The organism is Aquimarina amphilecti, from assembly GCF_900109375.1.
GTDB classification, from domain to species: domain Bacteria; phylum Bacteroidota; class Bacteroidia; order Flavobacteriales; family Flavobacteriaceae; genus Aquimarina; species Aquimarina amphilecti.
The window spans coordinates 403,026-424,197 of sequence record NZ_FOAB01000004.1 but is presented as its reverse complement, the minus strand read 5'-3'; the positions used below and the strand labels follow the sequence as shown (position 1 = coordinate 424,197).

At 33.0% G+C, this 21,172-nt stretch carries 15 protein-coding genes; 10 read left to right on the top strand and 5 right to left on the bottom strand.

Features of this window, described 5'->3' with window-relative positions:
• The 5 genes from BMY33_RS12500 to BMY33_RS12480 are packed head-to-tail and all read right to left on the bottom strand — an operon-like array spanning position 1 to position 4,736.
• Positions 1 to 1,140, bottom strand: a complete 1,140-nt coding sequence (locus BMY33_RS12500) for an aspartate aminotransferase family protein (protein ID WP_091408938.1) — start codon at positions 1,138 to 1,140, stop codon at positions 1 to 3.
• Positions 1,141 to 1,146: 6 nt separating this feature from the next.
• Entirely contained in the window at positions 1,147 to 1,941 is a 795-nt protein-coding gene (gene proC, locus BMY33_RS12495) for a pyrroline-5-carboxylate reductase (protein ID WP_091408935.1), read from the bottom strand.
• A gap of 1 nt (position 1,942) precedes the next feature.
• Positions 1,943 to 2,920, bottom strand: coding sequence for an N-acetyl-gamma-glutamyl-phosphate reductase (argC, locus tag BMY33_RS12490; RefSeq protein WP_091408933.1), 978 nt, complete (start codon positions 2,918 to 2,920; stop codon positions 1,943 to 1,945).
• Entirely contained in the window at positions 2,917 to 4,107 is a 1,191-nt protein-coding gene (locus BMY33_RS12485; protein WP_091408931.1) for an argininosuccinate synthase, read from the bottom strand. Before BMY33_RS12485 ends, argC begins: the two co-directional genes overlap by 4 nt.
• On the bottom strand, positions 4,095 to 4,736 hold the full coding sequence (locus tag BMY33_RS12480; RefSeq protein WP_091408928.1) for a GNAT family N-acetyltransferase: 642 nt from the start codon (positions 4,734 to 4,736) through the stop codon (positions 4,095 to 4,097). The genes BMY33_RS12485 and BMY33_RS12480 overlap by 13 nt, the downstream gene beginning before the upstream one ends.
• Before the next feature lie 877 nt (positions 4,737 to 5,613).
• On the opposite strand from BMY33_RS12480, the gene BMY33_RS12475 reads away from it, so the two are divergent.
• The 10 genes from BMY33_RS12475 to BMY33_RS12430 all read left to right on the top strand — a co-directional run bounded on the left by BMY33_RS12475 (position 5,614) and on the right by BMY33_RS12430 (position 21,171).
• A complete protein-coding gene (locus BMY33_RS12475; protein WP_091408926.1) occupies positions 5,614 to 6,327 on the top strand; it encodes a FadR/GntR family transcriptional regulator in 714 nt (237 codons plus the stop codon).
• Positions 6,328 to 6,649: 322 nt separating this feature from the next.
• Positions 6,650 to 9,796, top strand: coding sequence for a SusC/RagA family TonB-linked outer membrane protein (locus BMY33_RS12470; protein WP_091408924.1), 3,147 nt, complete (start codon positions 6,650 to 6,652; stop codon positions 9,794 to 9,796).
• 84 nt (positions 9,797 to 9,880) lie between these two features.
• Positions 9,881 to 11,374, top strand: coding sequence for a RagB/SusD family nutrient uptake outer membrane protein (locus BMY33_RS12465; protein WP_091408921.1), 1,494 nt, complete (start codon positions 9,881 to 9,883; stop codon positions 11,372 to 11,374).
• Entirely contained in the window at positions 11,374 to 13,791 is a 2,418-nt protein-coding gene (locus BMY33_RS12460) for a chondroitinase-B domain-containing protein (protein ID WP_091408919.1), read from the top strand. The genes BMY33_RS12465 and BMY33_RS12460 overlap by 1 nt, the downstream gene beginning before the upstream one ends.
• Positions 13,792 to 13,809: 18 nt before the next feature.
• Entirely contained in the window at positions 13,810 to 15,360 is a 1,551-nt protein-coding gene (locus tag BMY33_RS12455) for an IPT/TIG domain-containing protein (protein WP_091408916.1), read from the top strand.
• Between the two features lie 38 nt (positions 15,361 to 15,398).
• Positions 15,399 to 17,660: an alginate lyase family protein gene (locus BMY33_RS12450; RefSeq protein ID WP_091408914.1), complete on the top strand. Its 2,262-nt coding sequence runs from the start codon at positions 15,399 to 15,401 to the stop codon at positions 17,658 to 17,660.
• Between the two features lie 4 nt (positions 17,661 to 17,664).
• Entirely contained in the window at positions 17,665 to 18,033 is a 369-nt protein-coding gene (locus tag BMY33_RS12445) for a cupin domain-containing protein (RefSeq protein WP_091408911.1), read from the top strand.
• Positions 18,034 to 18,040: 7 nt separating this feature from the next.
• Complete coding sequence (locus tag BMY33_RS12440; RefSeq protein WP_091408910.1) at positions 18,041 to 19,315, top strand: MFS transporter; 1,275 nt, start codon at positions 18,041 to 18,043, stop codon at positions 19,313 to 19,315.
• 71 nt (positions 19,316 to 19,386) lie between these two features.
• Entirely contained in the window at positions 19,387 to 20,148 is a 762-nt protein-coding gene (locus BMY33_RS12435) for an SDR family NAD(P)-dependent oxidoreductase (protein ID WP_091408907.1), read from the top strand.
• Between the two features lie 18 nt (positions 20,149 to 20,166).
• The gene (locus tag BMY33_RS12430; RefSeq protein ID WP_091408905.1) at positions 20,167 to 21,171 is read left to right on the top strand and encodes a sugar kinase; all 1,005 of its coding nucleotides are present in this window, start codon (positions 20,167 to 20,169) and stop codon (positions 21,169 to 21,171) included.
• Position 21,172: the final 1 nt, after the last annotated feature.

Sequence of the window (21,172 nt, the reverse complement as noted above, 5' to 3'; positions counted from 1 at the left end):
TCATATCTTTTCTGGTATTAAAACATCTTGTAATGCTTTAATAAATTGATCTATTTCAGATTTTCCGATTGTTAATGGTGGAAGTATTCGTAATAGTTTTTTATTCATTGCACCACCTGTGAAAATATGCTCATCATAGATTAGTTTTTTCCTAAGGTCTCCTACTTCAAAATCAAATTCTAAACCCAACATTAACCCTCTACCTTTTACTTTTTTTACTCCTGGAAGATGAAGGGCTTGAGAAACAAAATAATCACCAGTTAGTCTAGCATTATCTATTAAGTTTTCAAATTCCAATATTTCTAAAACCGAGGATGCTGCGGTACAAGCAAGATGATTTCCACCAAAAGTTGTCCCTAACATTCCATAACTAGGCTTTATATGAGGTGCTATCATAATTCCACCTATAGGAAAACCATTTCCCATACCTTTAGCAATTGAGATAATATCCGGAGTAATTCCATGATGCTGATGTCCAAAAAATTTCCCTGTTCTTCCGAATCCAGCTTGTACTTCATCTAAAATCAGTACAACATTGTTTTCTTTACACAACTCTTCTAATCCTTTAAAGAATTCAGTAGTTCCTTCATCTAAACCTCCTACTCCTTGTATAGGCTCTATAATTACTGCACATACATCTCCTTTTTTTAACTCAGTATTTACCTTTTCTAAATTATTCAATGGTAAAAAAGTAACTTTTTGTTGTTGATTTAAAGGAGCATTGATTTTTTCATTATCCGTTGCAGCAACTGCTGCAGAAGTCCTTCCGTGAAAGCCGTTATAAAATGAAACAACTCTCGATTTCCTTGTGTAAAAAGAAGCCAATTTTAACGCATTTTCATTTGCTTCAGCTCCAGAATTACATAAAAACAATTGATACTCTTTGTATCCGGATAGTTCACCTAGTTTATTTGCCAATTCTGATTGCAAACTATTGTGAACAGCATTCGAATAAAACCCAATTTTTTCTATTTGTTCTTTTAATCTTTTTATATAATGTGGATGTCCATGACCTACTGAAATTACCGCATGACCTCCATATAAATCTAAATATTCTATACCATCTTTATCAATAACAATACTGTCGTGTGCGCTAACAGGCTCCACATCATAAAGTGGGTATACATCAAATAGTTTCATAGCACTTTATTTTATAGTATTAATTTTTTCATAAGAAGCCATTACTCCCTTTATCACTGATGAGCTCAATCCCTGATGCTCCATTTCATTTAATCCCTCGATTGTACAGCCTTGTGGTGTAGTCACTTTATCTATTTCTCGTTCTGGATGGGTACCATTTTCTGCCACCAGAGTTGCTGCTCCAATAGCTGTTTGCACTGCAATAATTTGTGCTTCGTGTGGATGAAATCCCATTTGGATTCCTCCTTGTATCATTGCTCTAAGAAATCTTAAAAAAAAGGCAATTCCACTAGCTCCGAGAACAGTAGCAGCTTGCATTAATCTTTCTTCAATTACTAGGGTCTCACCAATAGTATTGAACATCTTTTCTACAACTAATAATTCTTCTTTAACATTCTCATTAGCAGCAATACAAGTCATCGATAATTTTTTTGATGCTCCCGTGTTAGGCATTACCCTAACTACCTTATTATTAGGAACTACTTCATTAATTTCTTCAATAGAAGTACCTGTAACTGTTGAAATTAATATTTGATCATTATCTAGTACATCTTTAATCTCAAGTAAAACAGTATCCAATTGTCGTGGTTGTACACATAAGATTACCCATTTTACATCCTTTATTGATGATATAACATGCTTTGATGTCGATACTCCTAATTTTTCTTCTACTTCTTTTAAATTATATTTTGATTTATCTACTACAGTAATATTTTTCGCTTCAAATAAATCACTATTTGCTAATCCAGATATTATAGACTTACCTAGATTGCCTCCTCCTATGATTGTTATTTTATTCATTCTAAAACGCACTTGCTTTTAATTCTAAACCTGTTCTTTCTTCTATTCCAAACATTAAATTCATATTATGAATTGCCTGCCCAGAAGCTCCTTTAATCAAATTATCAATCACAGAAGTAATTAATAACATTCCATCTTTTTTAGTAACATGAAGAATACATTTATTTGTATTTACTACTTGCTTCAAATAAATTTCTTGATCTGATACAACGGTAAATTTCGCATCTTTATAAAAAGAGGTATATAGTTCTTTAGCCTCTTCTTCAGATCCATCATAATTAGTATACATTGTAGCATAAATTCCTTTACTAAAATTCCCTCTATTCGGTATAAAAAACATTGGCGACTCAAAGTCATTTTGCAATTGTTCTATACTTTGATTTATTTCATCTAAATGCTGATGTGTAAACACTTTATAACTAGAGAAATTATTATCTCTCCAACTAAAATGTGTAGTGCTCCCAGGCATTACACCAGCACCTGTACTTCCTGTAGTAGCATTTATATGAATCGGAGCTATTAATTTACTCGAAGATGCTAATGGTAATAACCCTAATTGGATGGCTGTTGCAAAACATCCTGGATTTGCTATATGTTTAGCAGATTGTATTTTTTTCTTTTGTAATTCTGGTAAACCATATACAAAATCTTTTCCTTGAAAATTTCGATCATTTTCTAATCTAAAATCATTGCCTAAGTCTATAATCTTAGTATCATTAGAAAAAGTATTCGCTTCTAGAAATGCTCTTGATCTACCGTGTCCAAGACACAGAAATAAAACATCTACATTAGGATTAATAGAATCGGTAAAAGAAAGGTTTATATCTCCTATCAAATCCACATGTTGCTTACTAATTGAAACGCCCGCATTAGTTGTACTAAATACAAAATCTAATACTACATCTGGATGATTAACTAACAATCTTATTAATTCTCCTGCTGTATATCCTGAGCCTCCTATAATTCCAACTTTTATCATGACTCACTAGAATTTACGTTATGATATATTTTATTTGCATTACCATAGATTTTTATAAAACCTTTAGCATCATCTGAGGTCCAAGAATTATTCATCTCGCCATATTGACCAAAATCTGATTTCATCATGTCAAATTCTGATTCAATTCCTTCTAATGTAAAATGATATGGTTTTAAATTTACAATCACATCACCAGTCACTGATTTCTGAGAGTCATCAAGAAACACCTCTATATTTCTCATTACAGGGTCCAAATAGTTACCTTCATGCAATAACATCCCATACCAATTAGCTAATTGTTCTTTCCAATATTGTTGCCATTTAGTTAGCACATGTTTCTCTAATAGATGATGCGCCTTAATTATTACTAATGGTGCAGCAGCTTCAAACCCTACTCGTCCTTTTATTCCTATAATAGTATCTCCTACATGGATATCTCTGCCAATTGCAAAAGCACTCGCTAGTTCTTCTAACTTCTGAATATTCTTAACTGGTGAATCTTTAATTCCATCTAAACCAACTAATTCTCCCTTCTCAAAATTTAAAATAATAGTTTCTTCTTTTTTCTTTTTTAGTTGACTCGGATACGCATCCTCTGGTAAGGAATTATTAGATGTAAGTGTCTCTTTACCTCCAACGCTAGTACCCCAAATACCTTTATTAATAGAATATTGTGCTTTTTCCCAGCTATAGTCTACTTCATGTTTTTTAAGAAACTCTACTTCTTCTTGTCTGGATAATTTTAGATCTCTAATTGGAGTAATAATCTCTATTTCTGGAGCAAGTGTTTGAAAAATAACATCAAATCTAATTTGATCATTACCCGCTCCAGTACTTCCATGAGCTATATATTTTGCTCCAACTTTTTTTGCATAATTAATAACTTCGATAGCTTGAAAAATTCTTTCTGCACTTACAGACAATGGATATGTATTATTTTTTAATACATTCCCAAAAATTAAATACTTAATTGCCTTTTGGTAGAACTCATTTAGTATGGTTTTATTTATATGAGAACTACTTCCTAACTCATAGGCTCTTTTTTCAGTTTGTATCAGTTCTTCTTCAGAAAACCCACCAGTATTTACCAGTATAGTATGAACTTCCAGTCCTTTTTCGTGAATTAAATATTTTACGCAATATGAGGTATCTAAACCTCCACTATATGCCACTACTACTTTTTCCATAACAACAATTGTTTATTGCTTGCTAGCATTGTTTGTTTTATTTTTTTTAATCTTTTTAATACTTTTTTATCGTACCATTTTTCTTTTTTCTTCACTTCGATAGAAGGGTCATACAACATACCCGTACACAAACACATTTTATGTTCTTTAGATTTTAGAATATCATAGTTTGTGCAGGTTTTACATCCAGCCCAAAACTTAGGATCATTGGTTAATTCTGAAAATGTGACTGGTTTATATCCTAAATCTGAGTTTATCTTCATAACAGCTAGACCTGTTGTAATTCCAAAAACTTTAGAATGAGGATATTTTTTTAACGAATAATTAAAAGTGAACTCCTTAATTCTTTTAGCTAATCCTTGATTTCTATAATCTGGATGTACAATCAAACCGGAATGGGCAACGTACTTTTCATGTCCCCAAACTTCTATATAACAGAATCCTGCGAACATTCCTTTACACAAAGCTATAATAGCATTTCCATTTACCATTTTACCCTTGATATAATCAGGTGTTCGCTTTGCGATACCAGTACCTCTCACCTTAGCAGAATCAGATATTACTTCACAAATTTCCTGGGCATAATCTAAATGATTATCAGTTGCTATGATTATTTCTATTTGTTTCATCCGTTAGTTTCTATCAGCCTCATATAAAAGACAGATGTATATATGTATGAATAGCTTTTAGATGAATCTCGAATACACTAAACGGATGAATTCGAAACATCGAAAAGTCGAATACTTAAAGTTTTGAATGGTATATATTCCGAAAGAAATTAGGAGTCAAATTAACAACACATCAATTCTTAAAAGAAGAGTTATTTAACAATTATACTGCTAATATGCAAAAGGAATATTTTAAGGGAAGTAGGGCGCACCTACTTCAAAAGAATTTTAAACCCCCAAGGGGCGACGAAAGCGGCGAACAGGTGTAAACGTATTTACCAATTGGTTCAAGAATTGAACTTTAACTTCTGTAATAATAAATTTTGCCGTTTTCATAATAATAGTAACTCTAAATCGTCGGCCGTAGCCCCTTTCGTTAACTAGATGGTACAATATTACATAAAAATAAGCTCTACTTAAAAATAAAAAAACAAATTACAGAAGAATTATCATTTTCATAAAATGAACATCATAATTTATTCTTAATCACAATAAAACTGCAATAAAATTACATTTTACTCATTATTAAGGATTTATCTTTATTCTGAAGAGAATAAGAATTATTAAAAAAACAAATAAACAATTTGATTAAGTTTAATAAAATCGGGGGTTATTTAAAAAAAATGGATTTCATTAAGCACCGCAATAAGCTATTATATGTATAAAGGTAAAATACCGATTTCACAAAACGAAAACCATATAGAATGTGTTTTTACTTAAAAAACAATGCTTTTTTTAAACTTTCATAAGATTTTTAACATATAAATTTTGTGATAATAAAAAAAAACAATACTTTTGGTTAACCAGATTGGTCAACCAGTTAAATCAAACCCAGTATATGCGATTAAAAATAGAGAAGGAAACGGAGGTTGTATCCAACCCCAAGAAAGGTTCCGAAGATATAATTATTTCTAAAATTAGGGAATTAATTGTTTCTAAGCAACTTGAACCGGGCGATAAGCTTCCTGCAGAAAGAGTTCTTGCCGAAAAGTTAGGTGTAAGTCGAAATCAATTACGCCAGGCAATTCAGCGATTAGAATTCTATGGGTTGGTTAAAAAATATCCTCAAAGTGGAACAAGAGTATCAAATATTGGGGTTACTGCACTTAATGGAATGATGACTGATATTTTACAATTACAAGAACCTGATTTTAAATCTTTGGTAGAAACCAGATTAATATTAGAAACAAATGCAGTAAGGTTAGCTGCTACCAGGAGATCAGATGAGCATTTGCGCCAAATACAAGCCGCACACGAAGCTTATAGTGAAAAAGCCATCAATGGTTTAAATGCTGTAGAAGAGGATTTAATGTTTCACCTTAAATTATCCGAAGCAAGTGGTAATAGTGTTATCAACTCATTAATGTTAGTAATTACGCCAGAAATAATTACTCATTTTGTAGCAAATAAAGTTTGTGACAAAGATGAAAATCACTTATTAATTAAGGAGCACCAGGCTATTATTGATGCTATCATAGATAGAGACCCAGATAGAGCAGTAGCAAAATTAGAAGAGCACTTTAACGATTTATATAAATTCTGTTATGATTAAGAATATTTAAAAAATAAAAGAATTAATTCTAACACAAATCAAATATGTAACACAAACTAAAAACAAAAAAAAGGGACAGCTACCACACTAATCCCTTTATTTTCGAAACTTTACTTAGTTTAAAAAGTAAAATCATGACTATAATTACTTATAGATAGATAAAAACAAAGATACTAAAAATAGGCAAACGTCATTCCGTTTATCTTTTTTTAATGACTTGTTTGTAAATAAGTAGTTACAAAAATTAGGTTTTGCTTTTAAAATCGAAAACAAATCAATTGGTGATTTAAACTAAAGCATTAAAAAACAAAAATAATTACTTATGTATTTCAAAAAGATTATAACAGTCTTCCTGATTGTTCTATCTCATTGTACCCTGCTTGCGCAAGATAGCATTACATTGGAAGGAACGGTAACTTCTCGGGAAGATGGGATTCCGATACCTGGAGTTAATGTATTGATATTGAAATCCAACACGGGGACTACTACAGACTTTGACGGACTTTATCAACTTAAAGTAAAAAAAGGGGATGTAGTTTCATTCTCATTTACTGGAAAGAAAACCATAACGGTGGCAATCGATAATCAAACAAGACTTGACATTGCCCTAGAAGAAGAAGCTTCAGAACTGGAACAAGTTGTTGTTATAGGATATGGAGTTCAAAAAAAATCTAGTTTAACAGCATCCGTATCCAAATTAGAAAACACAAATCTGGATGAATTACCATACTCCGATGTTTCTAATAGTATAAAAGGAAAAATTGCCGGTGTTCAGATTAGAAACACCACTGGTAATGTAGGTGATGAACCAGAAATAATAGTAAGAGGTATTGGATCTATAAGTCTTAGTTCTGCTCCTCTTGTTGTTGTTGATGGATTCCCGTTCGATGATGGTCTTCAATTTATTAATCCAAGTACGATAGAATCTATAGAAGTACTTAAAGATGCTAGTTCTACTGCAATCTATGGATCTAGAGGAGCAAATGGTGTTATTTTAATAACAACTAAAGAAGGAAAGGCTGAAAAGACATCCTTCGAATTTAAGTCTCTTTCAGGTTTCAAACAAGCTGCAAGAAGAATTGATATTCTAGATGCAATTGAATTCTCTGACTTAGACAGAAGTAGAGATCAATTAGTAGAAAATTTTAATGCGCAACAAGAAAATAGGGAACCGAATTTTGTAAACTATGACAACGTTCAAATAGGAAAAAGAACCATTGCTCAAAACATTGGCGGCCCTACTAACTGGCAAGATGAAGCATTAAGAAATCCAGCTAGAATTGAAAATTATCAATTAAACGTATATGGAGGTAGTAGTAGAACAAACTATTTAATATCTGCAAATTATATTTATAATGAAGGACTTAGAAAAGATAATGATTTAGAAAGATTAAATTTATCTGCAAGACTTAAATCGAAACTATCGGATAATTTGAGTTTTGATTTAAAAATAAACCCCTCTTATACACTTACAAGAAGATCTTCTATCAATTTCACTGACACAGGAAGATATGAAACATGGATCCCAGTTAGACATAATCAATATACATCTGATTTAACAGGACAACCGGTAGGAAGTTTTGCTCACGCATTACATTTTAGAAATCTAAATTTTGACTACGTTAATCCGACTACAGGTCTAACAGAAAACACGGGGAATATAGAAAGTCTATGGACTTCATCAAACTTTAATCCTATCTCTAGACAAGAAGCAAGTAGAAGAAATCGTTTCGAGTATAGATTACTAGCTAATGGGTCTGTTAAATGGAAAATAGCACAAGGACTTACTTTAAGATCTTCATTAGGTGGATATGTAAGATATCGTACTGGAGAAGAATATTTTGGATCAGCAGGTGATAGAGATGGAGAAACTGAAGGGATTTTAGCAGATCAACTTACTGTTAAATATATCAACGAAAACACATTAAATTATAATAGAGATTTTAATGGTCATGACTTAGGTATATTATTAGGTATTACCTATGAAAATACGACTGAACGTTTTAGCAATCTTAGAATAACTAATTTCGATGATGAAACCATAACTACGCTTAACGGAGGGACAATTATAGATCTTAATAATACGTTTACTTTAAAGGATAAAACTATATTATCATCATATTTAGGAAGAATAAACTACGCATACAAAGATCGTTATTTAATTTCTGTAGCAGGAAGAGCTGATGGTTTCAATAAGTTTGGTAAAAACAATAAATATGGATTCTTCCCTTCTGTATCAGTTGGATGGAATGTTGCCAATGAAAATTTCTGGAGAAACAGTATCGGTAACACAATTAATAATTTAAAATTAAGATCTAGTTGGGGTATCAGTGGATCCGCTCCTGCCCTATTCGACTTCTTAGCACCTACAATAGTAGATTTTGCAAATTATAGTCTTGGAAACACTGGTGGAGTTACAACCGGACAAGGTGAAGTAGACTTTTTACAAGGAAATCCAGATATTACTTGGGAGACTAATACAGAGTTTAATAATGGTATAGATTTAGGTCTTTTCAATGGAGCGGTAAATCTTACCGTAGATTATTACTATAAATTATCAGAAAAACTTCTTTTAAGACAACAAATTTCTAATTCTACCGGTTTTGACGAACAATGGAATAATATTGGAAAAGTTCAAAACTCTGGTTGGGAATTTGATTTATCTACTAACCTAGGAAAAGGAAAATTAAAATGGCAAGGAAGTGCTAATATATCTTTTAACGAGAATAAACTTATTTCCTTCGGTGGTTCAGAGAGGATAATTAATAACGGAGAGCGAACCGATCAGTATATTACCCGTGTTGGAGAACCATATATTCAATTTTATGGATATCGCACAGATGGTATTTTTCAAAACGCAGATGACTTAGCTAATAGTCCAAGTGGCATTGCAGATGCCGTTGGAGGACTAAAAAGAGTAGATGTAAATGGTGATGGAATCATTAATGAAGATGACAGAACTGTAATTGGTGATCCTTTTCCTGATTTTATTTGGGGATTCACTAATACATTCACTTATGGAAATTTAGATCTAAATTTCTCTTTCCAAGGATCTCAAGGAGGTGAAGTTGTTTGGGGTGAAGCTTTTTATAATGAGGTAGCTCGTTACGGAACAACATATGCCGAAGATCAATGGTTTAACGAAAATATCCCTGCTAGCAGACCTGGAATTAGAATTGGTGTTCCATGGTTAGAAACAGATTATGCTGTTCAAGATGCATCATATATATCATTAAGAGAAGTAGTACTGGGGTACTCTATTCCTACTCATTCAGTAAATAAAATGGGATTAGAAAAAATGAGAATTTACATATCTGGACAAAACTTATGGTATAGTGCTGCAGATGATTATTTAGGTAATAATCCTGAAGGAACTACAGATAGAAATAATGTTTTGATCAGAGGATATCAAAGGGGAGTTACACCAGTGCAAAGACAATTAGCACTTGGATTAGATATCAATTTCTAAAAAGCAATTAATGATAGTCAATTTCATACATAATTAACCTAACTAATTATGACAAATGAAAAAACAGACTAAAAAATATACATAATGAAACATATTTTTAAACTTCAAAATAGATTCATAAATTTCAATATTTATGCATTGTCATTGACATTACTGATGGTGTCTTGTGATCTTGAAGAAGATGTAATTTCCTTTAGAACGGATGACAACTTCTATCAAAACCAAGAAGAACTAAATAGAGGAGTAATTGCTTCATATTCTAGTTTATATGATGTAATGACAGTAGAATGGAATATTACAGAACTTCGTTCTGATAATACATTTACTAATCCTGATAGATCTCCAGAATCAGATGCTCCACGTTTTACATTGGATCGTCTTACTGTTGACACGAATAACTCCTTAAACCAAGCATACTATGCTAATTGCTACAAAACCATCGCCTTAGCAAATAGAATTATAGCGAATCTTGATGTAGCAGAAGATCAAGACTTAAGAAACCAATACGAAGGTGAAGCTAAATTTCTTAGGGCGTTAATGCATTTTAACTTAACGCGATTATATGGTAGTGTAGTAATTGCTGATAGAGTATTAATAGGTGAAGAAGGTTTTGAACTATCGCGTAGACCTCAATCAGAAGTATATCCATTTATTATACAAGACTTAGAAGATGCGATAGCTCTTTTACCTGAAGAATATGATGATTCTGAATTCGGAAGAGCAACAGGAATTGCAGCTAGAACTATATTAGGAAAGGTTCATTTAACAAATCCAAGTAGAGATCTAGAAGCTGCTATTACGCAACTTGAATATGTTAGAGATAGAGGAATTAATGACCTTTTAACAAGTTATGATGATCTTTTCGAACCAGGAAATGAACTAAACAACGAAGTTATTTTTTCGGTTCGTTATGAACAAGGACTTATTGGTTTAGGTTCTCCTTTCCCTAACTTTTTTGCTCCTTTACAGAGTGATGGAAATGTAGTTTTTGGAAATGGAGATGGGCTTAATGTTCCTACTGAAGACGTATCTGATTTATACTTAACAGATGATGCAAGAAAACCTTCATCTATGGCTGATAGTTATATCGCTACCAATGGAACTGAAATCTTTAATAAACATGTAACAAAGTACAACTCGGATTTTAACGCACTAGATGACGGAGATGTAGATTGGCCTATTACAAGATTTGCTGATGTGCTTCTAATGCTTTCTGAAGCTTATGTAGATGCCAGAGGAATTTCTGAAGCTTTAGTAGAAATGAACAAAGTAAGAGCTCGTGCTGGGTTAACTGCGTTAGTTGAGGCTGATGTAAGTTCTAGTTTTGCTTTTAAACTAGCCCTAGAAAGTGAAAGACGCCTTGAATTTGCTTTCGAAAATCACAGATTCTTTGATTTACTTAGAACTAATAGAGCATTAACTGTTATAAACGAGCATTTTACAACTGAATTTGCATACAATAATCCAGATAACCCTGATCTTGATGCAAGTCCTATTTCGGATTTTCAGTTACTGTTACCTATACCTCAAAGAGAAATTGACCTGAACCCTAATTTAGCTCAAAACATAGGTTATTAATGATTATAAATAAACAACATATCATTACTACAATAGTATCCATTCAACTATTTCTTATAGGATGCACTTGTTTTGCTAATGAGATTAGAGTAGCAACTATTGATGAATTCAATAGCGCTATAAAATCTGCAAAAGCAGGAGATCGTATAATATTAAAAAATGGAGAGTGGAAAGATGTTAAACTTGTTGCTAAAGGTGCAGGAACATCAGAAAACCCTATTGTCATTGAAGCAGAAGAATCCGGTAAAGTAATCATTACCGGAGATTCTAGCCTAAAAATAGCTGGAACTCATCTATTAATCAAAGGCTTGTGGTTTAAGAATGGGTATACTTCTGGTAAATCGGTGATTTCATTCAGGGTAAATTCTAAAGAGTTTGCAAGTCATTCTAGACTTACTGATTGCGCGATTACCTATTATAATCCAAGCACTAAAGCAACTGATTACAAATGGGTAAGTGTTTGGGGTAAAAACAACAGAATAGATCACAATTATTTTACTGGAAAAACTAACTCTGGTACTACATTAGTCGTTTGGTTAAAGGGAAAAGAACATATAGATAACAACCATAGAATTGATCATAATTATTTTGGAGAAAGACCTTCTTTAGGTTTTAATGGTGGAGAAACTATTAGAATAGGAACTAGTAAGAATTCCTTATTATCCTCTCGAACAATTGTAGAGGATAATGTTTTCGAAAAATGTAATGGAGAATTAGAAATTATCTCTAATAAATCTTGTGATAATGTATATCGCAACAATCTATTTCTAGAAAGTGAAGGTATCCTAACATTAAGGCATGGAAACAGGTGTCTGATAGAGAGTAATGTATTTATAGGAAATCAAAAACCGCATACTGGTGGAATAAGAGTTATAAATGCTGGTCATGTTGTTAGAAATAATTTGATGATGAACCTTACTGGTGACGGTTTTAGAGGTCCAATCGTAGTAATGAACGGTGTCCCAAATAGTCCCGCGAATAGATACCATCAGGTTAATAACGTAAAAATTCAAAACAATACGATTATAAATTGTTCTCCAATTCAACTTTGTGCTGGTAGCGATGATGAAAGATCATTAGTTCCAATAAATACTATCTTTTCTAACAATCTCATATACAACGATAAGAATGGTGACATTGCAACTATACATGATAAAATAGACGGATTTAATTTCTATGGAAACATTCTTGATACCCAAAAAAACTTTGATCAAGAAGGTTTCACAAAAATGAAAGTAAACTGGGATACATTTGAGGATATTCTTTACATCCCAACTGAAACGAATGAAGAGTTAATTAAAAACTCAAAATTGGAGATCAAATCCCCTAAACTAGATATTACTGGAGCAAAAAGAACTACGTTTATTGCCGGAGCTTATAATCTTGGAAATAAAAAATTCCCAAAAGCATTAGTTCTTAAAAGCGGAACTTCTTGGGACTCTAAAGTAGAACCTCAGAAAACTGTAGTTAATTCAGAAATTATTGAAGTAGCACCTGGTATAGGTACTTTACGCAAAGCATTGAAAAAAGCTTCCGCTAGAAGTATTCTTAAACTAAAATCTGGAGAATACATTTTAGAAAAAGGAATAAAAATTACAACAAGTATTACTATTGAAGGTCTAACTAAAGACAAAAAACCTGTATTAAAAATAAAAGAAGGGATCGAAAAAAAACCAACATATTTCTTTAGAGTAGATGGCGGTAGTACTTTACGATTAAATAATCTAGAAATCTCCGCAAACTCAAAAGAACCTATAAAATATGCAGTAGTTTCTCCTGATAAAAATATTGCAGAATCCTATTCAGTATTCATTAATAATTGTCATATCCACGGTTTTAAAAACAAAAATGGTGGTAGTGTTTATAAAGGATACAAAGGAACTTTTGCTGATACACTAAGTATAGCTAATTCGAGAATTGAAAACGCATACCGAGGAATAAATCTTTCAGAGGAAAAAGAAACTTTCGGAAAATACAGTGCTCAGGTGGTACATATCGATAATACAATTTTTAAAGATATTGAACAGTGGGCTTTAAATTATTACCGAGGTGGAACTGACGAATCTACCTTAGGAGGGAATCTTTCCGTGCAAAACTCTGTATTTAGTAATGTTGGTAATATAGAAAAAGGGACTATACTTAGAACAAAAGGAATCGTAACTGTAAATATCAAAAACTCAGTATTCGAAAAAAGTTATAAAGTAGTTAACCCTGTTAATCTAAAAGGAAATAAAAATACGATGAGTAACTGTGTCGTTTTTGATTGCGGTACTGTGAAAGCAACAAAAGGAGCATCTGTAAAAGATGTGATGTATAAAAACCCTAAATGGGAAGATAAAGAAAAATTCATTCCAAGTGAAAAATCGCCGCTGCGCAAGCAACAACATATTGGATTGAAATGGGATACTAAAAAATAAAATTAACACAATAGAATTATGAAAAATTACGAAGCATCTTTTAAGAGAATCTTAGCAGGTCTATTGGTTTTCTGTTTAATGTTGATATTTGTAATATCCTCGTCTTGCGATGCGGATATCGAAGTGGATCAAACTGTAGAGGAAATAGAATCTGCAACTCCAATAATCTCTAGTTTTTCTCCATCTAGTGCAGAAATACTTGAAGAAGTTCTTGTTGAAGGAGAGTTTCTTCAATTTGTAGATAGAGCAACCATAGGTGGGATACCTACAGAAATTAAAAGTAAGATTAGTGATACTCAAATTTTACTAAAGATTGACCCTGCCGTTATTTCAGGACCAATTGTACTTATTAATGACTTAAGTCGACAAGGTGCAGAAAACTTAGAGTTCACAGCAACATCAACAGAAAGCTTAAGCGTATCATATCCCGTACCATCTGTAACAAGTACAATCCCTGGTGAAGCTACAGCAAATGATTTGCTAATTATAGAAGGTGCTAATCTTGGTGTTGTATCTAGCGTTACATTCGGAGGAGTCGCTGGTGTTATATCTTTTCAAGAAAATGACGTAATTGTTGTAACCGTACCAAACCCTGGAACTTTAGATCCCGTTGCTATCAATTTAACTTACAACAGTAATAGTGGAGAAATAGCACAAGAGTTAAGCTCTTCTTTTTTAGTTAATATACCAACACCAGAACCAGATAATGTACCTAGAATAATGACTAGAGATAATATGGTAACAATTACTGGGGCCAACATTAACTTCACAACATCTGTTACTGTTGATGGTATTGAAGCAACAATTACTACATCCCCAACTGATTTAACTTTTATGGTTCCATCTGGTGTAACAACGGGTATTTCGGAAGTTATCATTACAGATACAGAGATGCGTCAAACAACATTTAACATACCATATATTAACGGGGCATATTATGAGTACTATGACTTTGACACAAAAGCTCTAGAAACTGTAAGAGATAATAAAAATGGTGATCCTACCGAAGTTGTATTATCATTAGGAGAAGAAGAATCAGAACAACCAAGATTTACAGGAATGACTGAATCTTTTGGAAATAGATATTTACACTTAGATTACCCTAAAGCTACAACTAGTACTTTAGCTTCTATTTACGGTTATGATTTTAGTGATGATTTTGGAACAGAAGAAATGGGCGAAGAATCAGCTGCTTTACTAGATCCAGCTGGACGATTTGGAGGGAATCCTGTATTACATTTCTGGATGAGAATAAACGGAGCAAACTGTAGAACAAAAATTTATTTAGGAACTGCAAGTGCTCAACGTAGAGAATCTAATGGGCCTCTTTTAGATACAGGAGGAGAATGGGTATTAGTTGCTGTAAGACTTAATGGTTTTATGGATAGTGCAGCCGATTTTTCTAGATTCCATCTACGTCTTACCGCTGGTAGTTCTTCGGACAATATTCCTAGGTCAGCGGATTATGATTGGATAATTGTAACCGATAGAGTACTGACAGAGTTTGGAGCAGTAGATTATTCTGCCGCCTCTATTACCGATGAAACTAACTGGAAAGATCAAGGTTAAAAAATAATAACGAATAACAAACTTTCATAACATTATAAATGATCCAATCACCTTTATATACTATTCGATTAAGGTTAGGCATTCTTTGCCTAACCCTAATCCTTAGTGTTCTAAGTTTTAGCTGCAATAAAAAGGAACATACGGAGGCCAAAACAGAAATTAAAAATCAAAAACCCACGCTTTCATTGTCTACTTCTGAAGCCAATGAAATAAAAAAATTATTAAGTACAAATGATGTTTTAAAACTCTCATTTGATCAACACAAAGAAAAAGCAGATAAAGCGATAATAAATGGTATTGAGGTTCCAACTCCAAAAGATCCTGGTGGTGGATATACTCACGAAAAACATAAACGTAATTATGGAGAAATGTATGCTGCAGGAATTGCATATATAATTACTGAGGACACGAAATATTCAGAATTTGTAACAAATATGTTATTAGAATATGCAAAAATGTATCCTAGTTTACCATTACATCCAAAAAGCAAAGAAAACCACCCAGCTGGAAAACTTTTCTGGCAAGGATTAAATGAAAGTGTTTGGCTAGTTAATTCAATACAGGCTTATAATCTGGTAAGTGATGCTATCTCTCAAGAAAACAAAACAATAATAGAAGAGAATGTTTTTAAGAAAGTAGCAGAGTTTATTAGTGTTGATTCTAAAAAAACTTTTAATAAAATACATAATCATGGAACCTGGGCAGTAGCGGGCGTTGGTATGACAGGATATGTTCTCAAAGATCAAGATATGGTCGACCGTGCGTTGTACGGAAGTAATAAGGATAAGGAAACTGGCTTTCTAAAACAAATAGAAATGCTTTTTTCTCCAGAAGGGTACTATTCCGAAGGTCCTTATTATCAGCGATATGCTATGATGCCTTTTATGCTTTTCGCTCAAGCTATCCAAATCAATCAACCTGATCTAAAAATCTTCGAATACCGCAATCAATTATTAGGTAAAGCGGTAACCACAGTATTGCAACTAACTGATGAAAATGGAGCTTTTTTTCCTTTTAACGATGCTTTAAAAGAAAAGAACTATTTAACCAGTGAATTGATATTTGCCAGCAATATTGCATACGCCTATTATAAAGATAGTTCGCTACTGCCTATTACTTTAGCACACGAAAAAGTTAGTATCTCAGGTGCCGGACTTGAAGTTGCTAAGGCATTAAAAAACTTTACACCAAAAGCATATGAAAAAAAGCCATTACTAATTACAGATGGAAAAAATGGAAGTGATGGTGGATTAGCATTACTAAGAATGTCTAATGGGAAAAAAGATAAAAAGCTTACTACAGTTTTTAAATTTGCTTCTCAAGGAATGGGGCATGGACATTTTGATAGACTTTCTTTATTCCTATATGATGGAAAACAAGAAATTTTACAAGATTATGGTGCGGCAAGATTTCTAAATGTAGAATCGAAACAAGGAGGAAGATATTTACCGGAGAATAAAACGTGGGCAAAACAAACTATAGCACATAATACGGTAACGGTAGATGAAACATCTCAGTTCGGTGCTAATGTAAAAGCTTCAAGTAAAGTAAGTCCGCAATTACTTTTTTCAAACCTAAAAGATTCTAACCTACAAATTGTTAGTGCGAAAGAAGAAAATGCATACCAAGGAATTATAATGCAAAGGACGCTGGCTTTAGTTAAAAACGAAGCAACAGAAAGACCTCCTTTTATTATTGATGTATATGCTATTACGGCTAAAGAAACACATCAATATGATCTAAATTTCATGTATCAAGGACAAGTAATGGAAACTAATTTTGAGTATCTAAAAGAAAATACATTATCTCCGCTTGGAGTGAAAAATGGATACCAACATTTATGGAAACTTGCAGAAGGTAAGAGTAATCAAAATTTTGCCACTTTAACTTGGTTAAACCAAAATAGCTTCTACTCCATCTCTAGTCTTATAGATAAGGAAAGTAACATGGTTTTTTCTAAACTAGGCGCTAATGACCCTAATTTTAACCTTAGGGATGATGCATCTTATATGTTAAGAGAAAAGAATAAAAAGAATCACGTTTTTGTAAATGTTATAGAGCCGCATGGAAACTTTGACCCCAAACTAGAATCTGTGCAGAACCCTCATTCCGATATTAAGAATATTGAATTGATCTATTCTGATGATGAATATACAATTGTACAAATAGTATTCAAAAATGACGAGCACTATACGTTGACAATCGTCAATCAAGAACACGATCCACATAAACAACATAAAACGACTATTGATAATCAAATATATCAATGGACTGGAAATTATAATTTAAAAACCAACTAAAACAATGAGCTACTCAAAAATAAAGAGTGATGTATTCTTTGTAACCAAAGATAAACCGTGGGAACAAGCAGCAGAAGGTATTACACGTCAGATGATCGGTTATGATGTAAATATCATGATGGTTAAAGTAAATTTTGAAAAAGGGGCAATTGGATATATCCATGACCATTTTCATTCTCAGACTACGTATGTTGAATCTGGAAGTTTTGAAGTTACTATTGGAGATGACAAAAAAGTACTAAATGCTGGCGATGGATTCTTTATTCCTCCAAATGTTCCTCATGGAGCAGTATGTCTAGAAGCAGGAGTTCTTATTGATGTGTTTAGCCCAATCCGTGAAGACTTTTTAGAAATTTCACACGAAAAGAAATAATTAGAAGATGACTAAACTAAAAGGATTACGTTGGTGGATCATTGTATTAATTTTCCTTGCAACGGTTATTAATTATATCGATAGAACTGCATTTGCACTTTTATGGCCTGAAATGGGTAAAGACTTAGGGATGGATAATTCCGATTACGCTCTAATGCTTAACTTCTTTCTAGCTGCATATGCGATCGGTAAATTTGCTTCTGGAAAATTGTATGATGAAATAGGTACACGTTTAGGATTTACAGTTTCTATTATTGTTTGGTCCATAGCTTCTGTTTTTCATGCATTTGCAAGAGGACTTGTTAGTCTCTCTATATTTAGAGTATTACTAGGTTTAGGAGAAGCTGGGAATTGGCCAGGCGCCGTAAAAAGTAATGGAGAGTGGTTCCCTATAAAAGAACGCGCTATTGCTCAAGGTATTTTTAATGCTGGCGCATCTATAGGAAATGTAATTGCTCCATTCATTATTATATTCTTATACACACAATATGGTTGGAAAACTACCTATATTATTTTAGGTTTTGTTGGAATACTATGGGTAATCCCTTGGTTGTTTATCAACAAGGCTAAACCAGAAAAACATCCTTGGATCACAGATGAAGAAAGAGCACTTATTATAAAGGATCGCATAGAAAAAGTAGAAATAGAAAATGAAGTAAAAGAAAAAGGGTTAAGTATTGGCCAAATATTGAGTCATAAAGAATCTTGGGGCGTTCTATTCTGTAGATTTTTTATAGAGCCAATATGGTGGTTTTTTGTGGGATGGATGCCTATTTATCTAGGAGCAAAATTCGGATCTGATATTGAAGAAACCAAGAGCATTTGGATTTCTTATTTGATGGCAGCAGCAGGTAGTATAATAGGTGGAATGTTTACCAAAGCTTTAATGAAAAACTTTTCTGTAGATGTATCAAGAAAAATTACGATTGCATTAGGAGGTATTCTAATTTTAATAGCATTTGTGTCCATTATTAACTTCGTTACAGAAGAGAACTTTATGATGTTTATATATCTAGCTGGATTGGCATTATTTGGATTTCAATTTGCTATTGGAAACATACAAACGATTTCTAGTGATTTATTTAGAGGACCTTCTGTAGGGACACTAGCTGGATTAGCAGGAACTGTAGCTGCAGTGTCACCAATGATTATGAACTGGTTTGTTGGTCAGATCACCACTAGTTCATATACGCCAGCATTTGTAGCAATATGTGTTTCTGTAGTACTTGGGGTCTTATCTATTTTCTTGTTCATCAAAAAAATTGGACCTGTACGAAAGTAACGCACTATTAAAGATTGGTGTAAAATAAAATTAATCAACTATCAATAATTTATAATTAATAAAAAGAAAAAATGAGTTTAAAAGGAAAAGTTGCCATTGTAACTGGTGCAACCGGTGGAATCGGTTTTGAAGTTGCGAAAAGATTAGGTAACGATGGATATACTGTAGTTTTAAATGGTATAGAGGACGATAAAGGAGCTGAAAGAATAAAAGAACTTACAGCTCAAGGAATAACTGCTGAATACTACGGATTCGACGTTACAAACGAGGAAGCGGTTACTTCTAATATAGAAGCTATTGGAGAAAAATATGGTAAAATAGATCTACTGGTAAATAATGCTGGTGGATTAGGAGGAAGATCTAGGTTTGAAGGAATGACAACAGAGTTTTATAGATCTGTAATGGCCTTAAACCTTGACTCTACATTTTTTGCATCTAGAGCAGCTATCCCATTTTTGAAAAAAGGAGAAAATTCCTCAATCATTAACTATACATCTAATGCAGGATGGACTGCAGGAGGTCCTGGAGCAGGAATTTATGGAACATCTAAAGCTGCGGTTAATGCAATTACTAGAGCTTTAGCCAAAGATCTAGCGGAATATGGAATCAGAGTAAATGCAGTATCCCCCGGTACTATTGACACTCCATTTCATGCACAAATTAAATCTACAAAACCTGAAGTTTTCGCATCATGGAAAAATAACATTATGCTAGGAAGATTAGGACAACCGGAAGATGTTGCTTCTGTAGTTTCTTTCTTAGCAAGTGATGATGCTGCTTTCATAACAGCTGAAACTATCCAGATTGGTGGTGGACAAGCATTAGGTATTTAATATAAAGAAAAACGTAAAATGAAAAAAGTAGTAACCTTTGGAGAAGTTTTAATGCGTATCGCTCCTTTAGGGAACAAAAAATTAAAACAATCTAACCAATTAGAATACTACTTTGGTGGAACCGAGGCGAACGTAGCAATATCGCTAGCTCAATTCGGAAACAAAACACAACATATTACAGCAGTATCCAACGATTTTGTTGGTGATGCAGCAAAGAGCTACTTGCAGAAACTGGGAGTAGATACTGGTTTGATTATTGACTCGCGTCATCCTCTAGGGTTATACTTCCTGGAGGTTGGTGCAGTCATGCGATCAAGTACAATAGCGTACAACAGATCTAACTCAGCCTTTTGTAAAATAGATCCTAATAAAATTAATTGGGAAAAAGCTTTGGAAAATTGTGATTGGTTCCACTGGACAGGTATTACTCCTGCTCTATCTCTCAATGCCTTCAAAGCTTTAAAACAAGGCCTAGAAATTGCTAATAAAAAAGGAATTACAATATCTGCAGATCCAGCATATAGAAGTGGTTTATGGAATTATAGTCATGAGGCAAAAGATGTACTTAATGAATTAGTAGCATTGTCCAATGTTTTTATTGGGGGACCAAATGAAATTAATGAGCTATTAGACACTAATTTTTCTTTTGATAATGATGATTTCATCAAAGCAAGTAAACTTTTAATGGAGAAATATAGTAATATCAAAGGAGTCTTTGATAAAACAAGAGTTTCTCTCAATGCAAGTTGGCATAAGATAAAAGCTAGAATGTGGAATGGTAAAGAGTTTTCTGAAACCAATGAATTAGAGATAACACATGTTGTTGATCGAATTGGGACTGGTGATGCTTATGCTGCAGGATTAATTCAAGGTCTATTGCATTATGATGATGTAAAAGCGTTACAATTTGCAAATGCATCTTGCGCTTTAAAACATACTATAGAAGGAGATGCTAATCTAGTAACTGAAGACGACGTATTAGGAATTATTGAAGGTAACATCTCAGGACGAATAAAAAGGTAAC

Bases quoted from the DNA above. Each gene is read 5' to 3' on its own strand.
- BMY33_RS12435 (WP_091408907.1), top strand. From the start codon at position 19,387: ATGAGTTTAAAAGGAAAAGTTGCCATTGTAACTGGTGCAACCGGTGGA.
- BMY33_RS12475 (WP_091408926.1), top strand. From the start codon at position 5,614: ATGCGATTAAAAATAGAGAAGGAAACGGAGGTTGTATCCAACCCCAAG.
- BMY33_RS12450 (WP_091408914.1), top strand. From the start codon at position 15,399: ATGATCCAATCACCTTTATATACTATTCGATTAAGGTTAGGCATTCTT.
- BMY33_RS12465 (WP_091408921.1), top strand. From the start codon at position 9,881: ATGAAACATATTTTTAAACTTCAAAATAGATTCATAAATTTCAATATT.
- BMY33_RS12470 (WP_091408924.1), top strand. From the start codon at position 6,650: ATGTATTTCAAAAAGATTATAACAGTCTTCCTGATTGTTCTATCTCAT.
- BMY33_RS12445 (WP_091408911.1), top strand. From the start codon at position 17,665: ATGAGCTACTCAAAAATAAAGAGTGATGTATTCTTTGTAACCAAAGAT.
- BMY33_RS12480 (WP_091408928.1), bottom strand. From the start codon at position 4,736: ATGAAACAAATAGAAATAATCATAGCAACTGATAATCATTTAGATTAT.
- BMY33_RS12455 (WP_091408916.1), top strand. From the start codon at position 13,810: ATGAAAAATTACGAAGCATCTTTTAAGAGAATCTTAGCAGGTCTATTG.
- BMY33_RS12430 (WP_091408905.1), top strand. From the start codon at position 20,167: ATGAAAAAAGTAGTAACCTTTGGAGAAGTTTTAATGCGTATCGCTCCT.
- BMY33_RS12500 (WP_091408938.1), bottom strand. From the start codon at position 1,140: ATGAAACTATTTGATGTATACCCACTTTATGATGTGGAGCCTGTTAGC.
- BMY33_RS12485 (WP_091408931.1), bottom strand. From the start codon at position 4,107: ATGGAAAAAGTAGTAGTGGCATATAGTGGAGGTTTAGATACCTCATAT.
- BMY33_RS12440 (WP_091408910.1), top strand. From the start codon at position 18,041: ATGACTAAACTAAAAGGATTACGTTGGTGGATCATTGTATTAATTTTC.
- argC (WP_091408933.1), bottom strand. From the start codon at position 2,920: ATGATAAAAGTTGGAATTATAGGAGGCTCAGGATATACAGCAGGAGAA.
- BMY33_RS12460 (WP_091408919.1), top strand. From the start codon at position 11,374: ATGATTATAAATAAACAACATATCATTACTACAATAGTATCCATTCAA.
- proC (WP_091408935.1), bottom strand. From the start codon at position 1,941: ATGAATAAAATAACAATCATAGGAGGAGGCAATCTAGGTAAGTCTATA.